This is a genomic window from Paraburkholderia sp. Ac-20336, assembly GCF_017105025.1.
Classification (GTDB): Bacteria; Pseudomonadota; Gammaproteobacteria; order Burkholderiales; family Burkholderiaceae; genus Paraburkholderia.
Map to the genome: position 1 here is coordinate 21,167 of NZ_JAAGPS010000092.1, position 10,326 is coordinate 31,492.

General features: G+C 67.6%; 9 protein-coding genes. 5 read left to right on the forward strand and 4 right to left on the reverse strand.

The window, feature by feature from the left end; all coding sequences use genetic code 11:
* The first annotated feature begins 18 nt into the window (after positions 1 to 18).
* Both GXB81_RS31795 and GXB81_RS22140 read left to right on the forward strand, forming a co-directional pair.
* On the forward strand, positions 19 to 141 hold the full coding sequence (locus GXB81_RS31795; RefSeq protein WP_275692051.1) for a hypothetical protein: 123 nt from the start codon (positions 19 to 21) through the stop codon (positions 139 to 141).
* Entirely contained in the window at positions 138 to 1,196 is a 1,059-nt protein-coding gene (locus GXB81_RS22140) for a lysylphosphatidylglycerol synthase domain-containing protein (RefSeq protein WP_167038082.1), read from the forward strand. The genes GXB81_RS31795 and GXB81_RS22140 overlap by 4 nt, the downstream gene beginning before the upstream one ends.
* A 44-nt stretch (positions 1,197 to 1,240) precedes the next feature.
* Here the strand turns inward: GXB81_RS22140 and GXB81_RS22145 are convergent, their stop codons facing one another.
* Together GXB81_RS22145 and GXB81_RS22150 are read right to left on the reverse strand one after the other, a co-directional pair.
* A complete protein-coding gene (locus GXB81_RS22145; protein ID WP_205990325.1) occupies positions 1,241 to 2,644 on the reverse strand; it encodes an ATP-binding protein in 1,404 nt (467 codons plus the stop codon).
* The gene (locus tag GXB81_RS22150; protein ID WP_205990326.1) at positions 2,641 to 3,300 is read right to left on the reverse strand and encodes a response regulator transcription factor; all 660 of its coding nucleotides are present in this window, start codon (positions 3,298 to 3,300) and stop codon (positions 2,641 to 2,643) included. The genes GXB81_RS22145 and GXB81_RS22150 overlap by 4 nt, the downstream gene beginning before the upstream one ends.
* Before the next feature lie 363 nt (positions 3,301 to 3,663).
* Here GXB81_RS22150 and GXB81_RS22155 point away from each other — a divergent pair, with 363 nt between their 5' ends.
* Genes GXB81_RS22155 through hpnK form a run of 3 tightly spaced genes read left to right on the forward strand, consistent with a single transcriptional unit; the run spans position 3,664 to position 6,208 of the window.
* Complete coding sequence (locus GXB81_RS22155) at positions 3,664 to 4,011, forward strand: hypothetical protein (RefSeq protein WP_167038088.1); 348 nt, start codon at positions 3,664 to 3,666, stop codon at positions 4,009 to 4,011.
* 12 nt (positions 4,012 to 4,023) lie between these two features.
* A complete protein-coding gene (gene hpnI / locus GXB81_RS22160; RefSeq protein ID WP_167282762.1) occupies positions 4,024 to 5,400 on the forward strand; it encodes a bacteriohopanetetrol glucosamine biosynthesis glycosyltransferase HpnI in 1,377 nt (458 codons plus the stop codon).
* Positions 5,390 to 6,208 (forward strand): hopanoid biosynthesis-associated protein HpnK, encoded by an 819-nt coding sequence (gene hpnK, locus GXB81_RS22165; RefSeq protein ID WP_167038092.1) that lies wholly within the window; start codon positions 5,390 to 5,392, stop codon positions 6,206 to 6,208. Before hpnI ends, hpnK begins: the two co-directional genes overlap by 11 nt.
* A 183-nt stretch (positions 6,209 to 6,391) precedes the next feature.
* Here the strand turns inward: hpnK and GXB81_RS22170 are convergent, their stop codons facing one another.
* Together GXB81_RS22170 and GXB81_RS22175 are read right to left on the reverse strand one after the other, a co-directional pair.
* Entirely contained in the window at positions 6,392 to 9,451 is a 3,060-nt protein-coding gene (locus tag GXB81_RS22170) for an efflux RND transporter permease subunit (RefSeq protein ID WP_205990327.1), read from the reverse strand.
* Positions 9,448 to 10,326 (reverse strand): efflux RND transporter periplasmic adaptor subunit (locus GXB81_RS22175; RefSeq protein WP_205990328.1); only part of this gene is annotated, 879 nt, incomplete at its 5' end. The genes GXB81_RS22170 and GXB81_RS22175, both read right to left, overlap by 4 nt.

The window sequence follows — 10,326 nt, forward strand, 5'->3', positions numbered from 1 at the left end:
CGGCAGGTTGGGCAGCGAATGATCGACAAGGTTTTCAAGGAAGCAGGCGGGCGCGGTTCGCAACACCGCCTGGTCGCGGCGGCACGCGTGACGAAGCGCCCGGCCGCCATCACCACGGCCTGCGAGGTCGGCGCGCGATGAAGCATCTCGGTCGCGCGGCCGCGCTTGCGGGTCTGCTCATTTCATTGTGGCTCGTGTGGCGCGAGGATCCCAGCGCCGTGCTCGGCGCCTTGCGCGCGGCCGGCGCGGGCCTCGTGCTGGCCGCGCTCGCGCACGTGCTGCCGATGATGGCCAACGCCTGCGACTGGCGCTCGCTGATTCGCGGCGCAAACCGTCCGAGCTTCGGCAGGATGCTGCATCTCGTGTGGGTGCGCGAGTCGGTCAACAGCATGCTGCCAGTCGCGCGGATCGGCGGCGAGCTCGTCTCGTTCCGCATGCTGAGGCGCTGGGGCGTGCGCTCGTCGACGGCGGTCGGCAGCATCGTCGTCGATATGCAGTTGACGGTCATCAGCCAGTTGCTGTTCACGATGGTCGGTATCGGCTTCCTGTTCGCCCACGCGCAATCGGGCACGCTGCGGCTCGCCGGACAGCTCGCGTGGGGCGTCGTGGTGCTCACGCCGCTGCTCGTGCTGTTCGCGCTCGTGCAGCACGCGAATCCGTTCGAGCGCATGACGCGTGCGCTCAACCATATGACGAGCGGCAAGCTTGCCGAGCTCGTCGGCCAGTCGGCGCAGATCGACCAGGCGATCAAGCTGATCTGGCGTCGCCGCGCGGTCATACTGCGCTATCTGTTCTTCTGGCAGCCGCTGCAATGCTTCCTGACGTCGCTCGAAATCTGGCTCGCGCTGTATTTTCTCGGCGTGCACGTGACGCTCGTCGAAGCGGTCGTGATCGAGTCGCTGATCCAGGCGATCAGCAGCGCGGCGTTCTTCGTGCCAGGCGGGCTCGGCGTGCAGGAGGGCGGCTTCATTCTGATCGGCGGCGCACTCGGCATCGATCCGGCGACTTGTCTCGCGCTCGCGGCCGCGCGGCGGATTCGCGACCTGCTGATGTTCGTGCCGGGGTTGATCGCATGGCAGTTCGCCGAGTCGGCCGGCAACCGGCCCGCCCAGACCGTGCCGCATGACATGCGGGCGGAACTGGCCGAGCAGGGTTCGGCGCTCGGCGAAGCGAACCTCGAACGCGGCCGGCGCTGAGCGTTGCGCCGCGCTCGGTGCATCGTGCTTCAGTGCGGCGTGCTTCAGCGCGTCGCCCCGTAAGCCGGAAACGACACCTTCACCGCCAACCCGCGCTCGCCGATACCCGCGCCCAGTTGCAGGCTCGCGCCGAAGTGCTCGGCGATCCGCGCGACGATCGATAGACCCAGCCCGCTGCCCGTCGCCTGATTGCCGGGCGCGCGGAAAAAACGGCTCGTGAGCCGCGCGAGATCGTCGGGCGCGACACCTGGGCCGTCGTCGCGCACGCACACCTGCACACGCTCGTCGGCATGCTGCACGGCCACTTCGACCGTGCCGCCCGCGCGCCCGTACTTGATCGCGTTATCGAGCAGATTGTCGAGCAGAATGCCGATCAGCACCGGCTCCGCGTCGATCTCCGCGAGCAGGTCGCCGGTCAGCATCACGTTGATGTGTTTCTGCTGCGCGTTGCGCAGATTCGCGAGCAGCGTGGTTCTGGCGATCGTCGCGGGCTTGAGTGGCTCGGTCGGCAACTTCTCCTGCGCGTCGAGGCGCGCGAGCAGCAACAACTGCTCGGCAAGCCGCGCGCTGCGATCGACGCCTTGCACGACGCGCTTCATCGCGAGCCGCTGCAAGGCGACGTCCGGTTCGGCGAGCGCGACCTGGGCCTGCACCTTGATCGCGGCAAGCGGCGTCTTCAGTTCGTGCGCGGCATCGGCGGTAAACGCGCGTTCGCGTTCGAGCGAATGGTGCAGCCGCGACAGCATCTGGTTGATCGCGTCGACGAGCGGGCGCACCTCGATCGGCGTGCGGCCGATGCCGACCGGCTCCATGCGGTTGATGTCGCGCGAACGGATCGCCACCGAGAGGATTTTCAGCGGCGCGAGACTGAAGCCGATGCTGATCCACACGAGCAGCGCGAGCACCGGCAGCGCGATCAGCGTGGGCCGCGCGATGCGGCTCGCGACTCCGCTCACGAGGTCGCTGCGCGTATTGGCCGGCTCGAATACGCGCACGCTATGGCCGAGCGTCGTGTCGCGCAGCGTGAACGAGTGATAGAGCTGGCCGCCCAGCACGATGTCCTGCGCGCCGCTCGCGGCGGGCAGCGGCAAGTCCCAGGCGGCGAGCGCGTGTAGTTGCGGGCTGCCCGCGAGAACCTCGCCGTTAGTCTCGCGCACCTGGAAGAGGGCGTCGCGCGGCAGCGTGTCGTCGTCGTCGAGCAGGCTTGCGCCGGGCTCGCCGCCTTTTTCCTCTTCACGCACGTCGATGCGCGCATTGGCGAGCGTGCTCAGGTTGGCCGAGTCGAGCAGCGCGAGAATCTGCGCCAGTTCCGCGAGACGCGCCTCTTCCCATTCGCCGACTTCGCGCGACGCCTGCCGGTAGCTCGAGACGAGCGCGATGCCCCACACGAGCGCGATGCTCGCGAGCACCAGCAGCACGAGACGCCGGCGAATCGACGGGCCCATCACGGCTTCTCCATCACATAGCCGATATTGCGCACGGTCTTGATGAGGCCCGCGCCGAGTTTCTTGCGCAGGTTCGACACGTGGACCTCGATCGCATTGCTTTCGATTTCTTCCTGCCAGCCGTACAGGCTTTCCTCGAGTTGCGAGCGCGACTGCGGAATGCCGAGATGGGTCAGCAATTGCAGCAGGATGGCCCATTCGCGCGAGGTGAGCGGCACGCGCGTCTCGTCGATCTCCACCGTTTGCGCGGCGGGGTTCACTGTCAGATTCTGGTAACGAATCAGATCGATACTGCGACCTTGTGCGCGGCGCAGCAGGGCCCGGCAACGCGCGATCAGCTCGGTGAGATCGAAGGGCTTGCCGAGATAATCGTCGGCGCCCGCTTCGAGACCGCCGACGCGCTCGATCACGCTGCCTTTTGCGGTCAGCACGAGCACCGGCACGTCGTTGCCGGCGTCGCGCAGCCGCGTGAGCAGCTCCATGCCGCTCACGCGCGGCAGGCCGAGATCGAGGACGATCAATGCATAACGGGTGGTGTCGAGCGCGAGGCTGGCCTTGTGGCCGTCGCAGGCCCAGTCGACCGTGAAGCCGGCCTGGCGCAGACCGGCTTCGACACCGCAGCCGATGAGCTCGTCGTCTTCTACGAGGAGTACACGCATGGGGCAGAGATTCCGTTTTTCAGGTTATTGCATAACTCCCGGCGGCTTGTGCAAGCGCCGGGGCGCGGCATCCTGGTGGGACGATGCCGTTCGTCAGCTACTTCATACCATAGGTTTGCTTAAGGTATCCTTCAGCTTGAATCGATACCATCGACGCGCTATTTATGGATGGTCCCCGCGGGTTGCGAGATGCGCGCGAGACCATCGGGTTGTCAGATTGTCGAAAACTTATCGCAAGGACTTCGACTGATTGACGCGGTAGATATTTCAGGCCGATCGGGGCGTCGATCAACGTGTTCGAGCAGCCCCCGCCGATGACGCCGCGCATCCGTTCAGGCCGCAAGGCCACGCACAAGGCACGTTATGAAGCCAGCCACCATCGACATGCTGCGAGCCCATCTGCTGGTCGCCTCGGTCACGGCCATGGGCGCCGACACGCTGCTGTGCGTCACGCTGCCGATGCTGCCTGTATCCCACACCTTTTTCGCTTCCATGTCGTTCCGTCTGTTCGCGCTCGCGCTGATCGTCGGCGGCGTGGTGGTCGCACGCGAATTCGCGCAGGTCGCGTTCGAATTCGCGGTGAAGCACGATTACGCGACGGCAGGCCGCCATGTATCGCCGGTTGCGATTGCCGCCGGCTGTCCGCGGCGCTGGCTCGTCGTGCTTCATCTGCGCCTGACCGGGCAGGCGTTCGTGCTGGCCGGGCACTGACGGGCACGGGCGATGGTGGCGCAGGTGCTGAATGCATGCCAATGGGTCCTGCTGGCAGGCTGTATCGGCGCAACGCTGTACACGGTGGTGGCCGCCGTCGCGATGCCGTTTTTCGGCGTGCGGCGCGACGAGGCGCCGAAGTGGTTCGCGCATCGATGGGCCCGTCGATCCGCTGCCCGTGGCGATGATCGAAGCGCGGCCGGCGCGGCGCTTGCTCATGCTGGCGGCACCGATACTGCATACACCGCTCATACCCCGAACAGCTCGTGCGTCGAGCCGCCGCCCCGTCATTTCGCGCAGGTCGGCGTCAGCGTACTGAAGCCGCTGTGCGGCGCCGAACCGCGTCTCTACGAAAATCTGCGCACGTTTTGCGAGCAGCGGCACGGGCATTTTCAGCTGGTGCTCGGCGTGTCGTCGCCGCACGATCCCGCGATTGCGGTCGTGCGCCGCTTGCAGGCCGCTTATCCGCGGCACGACATCGAACTCGCGATCGACACGCGCGTGCATGGCAGCAACCTGAAGGTCAGCAATCTCATCAACATGGCGGAGCGCGCGCGGCACGACGTGATCGTGATCGCCGATAGCGACATCGCCGTCGACGCCGATTATCTCGACAGCGTGGCCGCGCCGCTCGCGGACCCGGGCGTCGGCGTCGTCACCTGTCTTTACGTTGCGCGCGGGGTCGGCGGTTTCTGGCCGCGCGTGGGCGCGCTCTTCATCAACGAATGGTTCGCGCCGTCGGTGCGTGTCGCGCATGCGTTGGGCTCGCGCCGTTTCGGCTTCGGCGCGACGCTCGCGCTGCGGCGCGCGACGCTCGAACGCATCGGCGGCTTCGACGCGCTGAAGAACTGTCTCGCCGACGACTACTGGCTCGCCGAGCACGTGCGCGCACTCGGTCTGCAAACGGTGCTCTCGCATGTGGTGGTCGCGACCGACGTGATCGAGCCGACCTTCGCCGCGCTCTGGCAACGTGAAACGCGCTGGCTGCGCACGATCCGCTCGGTGAATCCGCCCGGTTTCATGTCGTTGCTGATTACGTTTCCGACGCCGTGGCTCCTGACGAGCGCATGGCTGAGCGCGACGTTCGCCGCCCACGCCTGCGTGCACACGCCGTTCGCATCGCAGTACGCCGTGGTTGCGAGCGCGACGGCGAGCGTGGTGTGCCTGGGGGCGCGTTTGCTGCTGCATCTGCGTGCCGCGCGGCGCGAGCGCACCTTCTGGCGCGATCTGCCGCTCGTGCCGCTGCGCGACACCCTGCTCGCGCTGCAATGGCTCGTCAGCGCGTTCGGCTCGCATGTCGTGTGGCGCGGCGCGCGCATGGGACTCGAAACGCCGGCTGCCGAGCGCGGCGGACGGCTTCCCGCCATGGAGCCCTCGGATGGCGGCTAAGCCACGCGGACTGATCGTGACCGCCGACGATTTCGGCTTGCACCCGCGCGTGAACTGCGCGGTCGAGCGCGCGCATCGCGACGGTGTGCTGCGCGCGGCGAGCCTGATGGTCGGCGCGCCGGCCGCGAGCGATGCGATCGAGCGTGCGCGCAGATTGCCGCAGTTGCGCGTGGGTCTGCATCTGGTGCTCGCCGACGGCGCCGCGCTCGCGCCGCGCGCGGAGATCGCCGCGTTGCTCGACGAACACGGTCGCTTCGGCAGCAACATGGTGCGCGACGGTGTGCGGTTTTTCTTTCTGCCGCACGTGCGCAGACAACTCGCGCGCGAAATCCGCGCGCAGTTCGAGGCCTTCGCCGCGAGCGGGCTCACGCTCGATCACGTCAACACGCACAAGCATTTTCATCTGCATCCGACCGTGCTCGGCCTGATCCTCGAGATCGGCCGCGACTACGGCATGAAGGCGATGCGCCTGCCGTTCGAGGCCAATGCGCCGCTGTGGCTGCGGCCGTGGATCGCGCAGGTGAAGAGGCGTCTCGAGCGCGCCGGCATCGCGCATAACGACTACGTGGTCGGGATCGCGGCGAGCGGCCGGATGGACGAAGCGGCATGGCTTGCCGCGCTCGCCGATCTGCCGCATGGCGTCGGCGAGATCTACTGCCACCCGGCGGTCGAAGGCGAGGCGCTGAGCGCCGGCATGCACGACTACCGTCATGCCGACGAATTGCACGCACTGCTGTCGCCGCGGGTGGCCGCCGCGATTCGTGCGCTTGGCGCGCCGGTCGGCGGCTTTGCGGACGTGCTCGCCTGACGCGTCGATGGGGTGGCAATGAAGCGGCCATGAAGCGTCGTGGCGCGGATTCGATGCGGATGCCGCGCGACTCCGGCGCGATATCAACGCACGGCACGGCAGCAGCCAGGTCAGCAGGTACGGCTCGTAGCACGGCACGCCCGGCACGAATGAACCCGGCGCGCCACGTCACCCGGCGACACCTCACACCGTCTGCTTCTTCATCAGCAGCCTCAACAGCGCCGGCAACAGCAACAGCACGAGCGGCAACTGCACGATCAGCCCGGAAATGATCGCGACCGCGAGCGGCTGCTGCATCGCCGAGCCTTGCCCCAAGGCAAATGCGAGCGGCAGCAGCGCGAGAATCGCGGCAATCGTCGTCATCGCGATCGGGCGCAGCCGATTGCGGCCGGCGCTCTGCAGCGCTTCGTGAAACGGCATCTCCTCGTCGCGCACCAGCGCCTGCAATTCCGACACATAGAAGATCGCGACCTCGGTGACGATGCCGACGATCATCGTCATCCCCATCATCGCCGAGATGTTCAGCTCGATGCCGGTGACCCACAGGCCGATGAACACCGCGCCCGCCGCGAGCAGCGGCATCGCCAGCACCGCGAGCGCGACGCGCAGGCGCTCGTAGAGAAACAGCAGCAGGCCGAACACGAGCGCGAGCGCGGCGCCGAACACGGTCAGGAGCCCCTTGAACGCGATCTGCTGTTGCTGATACAGGCCGCCCAGTTCGTAATAGACGCCGGCCGGCAGCAGGTTCGCGTCGCCGAGCGCTTTCTGCACGTCGGCGATCGTCGAGCCGAGATCGCGGCCGTCGATGCGCGCGGTCACCGCGACCATGCGCTTCAGATTCGAGCGGCTGATTTCGGGCTGGCCCGTGACGGTCACGCGATCGGCGACGCGCTTGAGCGCAAACAGATGCCCGTCGGGCGCGCGAATCTGTAACTGGCCCAGTTGCGTATCGGTGAGTTCGCGCGCGCCGCTCACGCGCACCCGCACGCCGACCGTTTTCGGGCCGCTCTGGAACTGCGTCGCGACATTGCCTTCGAGCATGTCGGTGACGGCCTGCGCGATCGCTTGCGGGTCCATGCCCTCGGCCGCCGCGGCAGCGGGCAGGATATGCAGCTCGAGCGCATCGCCGGCCGGGTTGATGCCGTCGTCGACGTCGACGATGCCCTGAATCTGGCCGATACGCGCCGCGACCTTGCGCGCGGTGGCCTGCAGCGTGTTGGTGTCGTCGGAGAAGATCTTGATCTGCACCGGCTGCGGCACGGCCGTCAGGTCGCCGATCAGGTCTTCCATCAGTTGCGCGAGTTCAATGTTGACGCCCGGCACCTGCGTTTCGACCCGCGCGCGGATTTCTTCCATCACGGTCTCGATCGGTTCGCGTTTGCCGGACTTGAGCCGCACGAAGAAGTCGCCCTTGTTCGGTTCGTTCAGATCGCCGCCGAGACCCGCGCCGGTGCGGCGCGAATAGGTCGCGACGTTCGGATTCGCGCGGATGATCTGCTCGATCTGCTTCATGAGCCGGTCCGTTTCGGTGATCGAGGTGCCCGGCTGCGTGTGATAGTCGAGCACGAAGCCGCCTTCGTCCATGCTTGGCATGAAGCCGCTGCCGACGCGCGTGAACGCGAACGCGGCCACCACGACGAGCGGCAGCACGCCGAGCAGCACGAGCGGCGGCCGTGCGATCACGCGCGCGACCAGCGCCGCATAGCGCCGGTTCAGCCACGCGGCGAGGCGTGTTTCCGCATGCTCCTCGGCGTCTTCGGGCCTGAGCCAGTGGTCGCACAGAATCGGCACCGCGAGCCAGGTGACGAGAAACGAAATGAACAGGGCGCTTGCCATCGTCACCGACAGTGCCTTGAAAAACGCGCCCGTCACGCCCGACAGAAACGCGAGCGGCACGAAGATAATCAATGTCGCCGCCGACGAACCCGCGAGCGGCCGCGTGAATTCGAGCGCCGCGGCCATCACGCGGCCATGAAACGCGTGCGCGCCGGCCTCGCGCATGCGCCGCACGATGTGCTCGATCATCACGATGGCGTCGTCGATCACGAGGCCGACCGCGGCGGCCATGCCGCCTAGCGTCATGATGTTGAAGCCCATGCCGAACACGTCGAGCAGCAGGATCGTCGCGGCCATCACGACCGGCACCAGCGCGACCGCGATCGCGGTGATCTTCCCGTTGCGCAGGAAGACGAACAAGGTCAGCGCCGCCAGCACGATGCCGATCAGGATCGCGTCGCGCACGCTGGTGGCCGAGGCGATCACCAGTTCGCTCTGGTCGTACCAGTTCGACAGATGCACGCTTGCGGGCATCTGCGGCCCGAACGCGGCGAGCTTCGCGCGGATCGCGCGCGCCATCGCGACGCTGTTCGCGCCGGGCTGCTGATAGATGTTGAGCAGCACCGCGTCCTGGCCGTCGGCGGTGACGCGCATCCATTGCGGCACGACGCCGGCGCGCACGGTGGCGACGTCGCCGAGGCGGATCTGTGCGCCGTTTGCATTGCCGTTCGCGGAGACCACGACGTTGCGCAGTTCGTCGAGCTGCGTGATCGTCGTGTTGCTGACGACGAGGTAGAGCTTGTCGTGATCCTCGATGCGGCCGTTCGCCATCAGCACGTTGCTTGCGCCGATCGCCTTCGAGACGTCCGCGAGCGACAGCTTGTAGGCGGCGAGGCGCACGGGATCGACCGCGACTTCGAATTCGTCCTGCGCGCCGCCGGTCACCTCGACGCGCGCCACGCCTTCCACCGACGACAGCAGCGGACGCATCTGGAACTGCGCGAGATCGCGCAGCGCCGAGAGCGACTGCTGCGTCGAGGTCAGGCTGTACGCGAGCACCGGAAACACGGTCGGGTCCATGCGCCGCACCTGCATCGTCGTGCCGGGCGGCAGCGTCGCGAGAATTTCGCTGATCGCCGATTGCGCCTGCAAGGTCGCCTGCGCCATGTCGGTGCCCCAGTCGAAGTTCAGCGAGATTTCCGCGGCGCCGCGGCTCGTCGTCGAATCGACGTCGCGCACGTTCGGCACGCGCCGCAGCGCTTCCTCGACCGGCATCGTGACGAGCGTCGCCATCTGCTCGGCGGGGCGGTCGCCGGCATCGAGCGAGACGACCGCGCGCGGAAACGAGACATTCGGAAACAGCGAGATCGGCAGACGGAACGCGGCGAGCGCACCCGCGATCGCAAGCAGCGCGATCACGAAGAGGAGCGAGCGGCGATGCGTCTGCATCCATTGGCCGAAGTTCATCGCGACGCGTCTCCTCCGGTGCGCACCGCCATGCCGTCCGTCAACTCGTAGTTGCCGCTGACCACGAGCCCGAGCGCGGCATCGAGCGAGCCGTCCACGCCATAGTTCGCGCCGTTTTCGACCGCGATCGTCACCGCGACGCGGCGGGCCCTGTTTTGTGGCGTGATCTGGAACACGTACGCGCCGTGGCTATCCTTCAGCACGGCCGCGCGCGGCACGATCCAGTGCGTGCCGGCGCGCGTCGCGACGTCGGCGGCGACGCGCGTGCCGGGGATGAACGGCGTCTGCGCGAGCGGCACGTCCGCGCCGATATTGACCAGTTGCGATTGCGGGTCGATCGCGGCGCCGACGAAGACAACGCGGCCCGTGGCCGTGGTCTGCGCGAGCGCGGCGGAGAGGCCGCGCAAGGTCACGGTGTCGCCGGGATGGATCGCGCCCGCGTCGGCGGGTTCGACGCCGAGCGTGAGGTTCGCGCGGGCGGTTTGCCGGGTGGTTTGTGTATCGCCGGCGCGACCGCTCGCGAGTTGCAGGATCGCCGCGCCGGCCTGCACCTGGTCGCCTTGCGCCGCGGATAGTTGCAGCACTACGCCGTCGAACGGCGCGTTCACGGTCTTGTCGCCGCTCGCGACGCCGGTTTGATGCTGCGCGGCGAGCGCCTGCCGCGCGTCGTCGGCGGCTTTGCTCGCGCTCGCGAGTTGCGAGCGCGTGGCAAGCCCCTTGTCGTAGAGCGATTGCGTGCGTGCGAGCTCGCCCTGTGCGAGCGTCAGCGCGCTCGTCGCCTGGGTGGCGGCCAGCACGGCGGCGGGGTCGGCCTGCACGACGAACAGCGGCGTGCCGCGTCTGACGCTCTGGCCGGCCTGCACGCGCATCTGCAC

What these genes read in the sequence shown, in the direction of transcription:
- GXB81_RS22140 (WP_167038082.1), top strand. Translation starts at nt 138, where the DNA reads ATGAAGCATCTCGGTCGCGCGGCCGCGCTTGCGGGTCTGCTCATTTCA.
- GXB81_RS22150 (WP_205990326.1), bottom strand. Translation starts at nt 3,300, where the DNA reads ATGCGTGTACTCCTCGTAGAAGACGACGAGCTCATCGGCTGCGGTGTC.
- hpnK (WP_167038092.1), top strand. Translation starts at nt 5,390, where the DNA reads ATGGCGGCTAAGCCACGCGGACTGATCGTGACCGCCGACGATTTCGGC.
- GXB81_RS22155 (WP_167038088.1), top strand. Translation starts at nt 3,664, where the DNA reads ATGAAGCCAGCCACCATCGACATGCTGCGAGCCCATCTGCTGGTCGCC.
- hpnI (WP_167282762.1), top strand. Translation starts at nt 4,024, where the DNA reads ATGGTGGCGCAGGTGCTGAATGCATGCCAATGGGTCCTGCTGGCAGGC.
- GXB81_RS22170 (WP_205990327.1), bottom strand. Translation starts at nt 9,451, where the DNA reads ATGAACTTCGGCCAATGGATGCAGACGCATCGCCGCTCGCTCCTCTTC.
- GXB81_RS31795 (WP_275692051.1), top strand. Translation starts at nt 19, where the DNA reads ATGATCGACAAGGTTTTCAAGGAAGCAGGCGGGCGCGGTTCGCAACAC.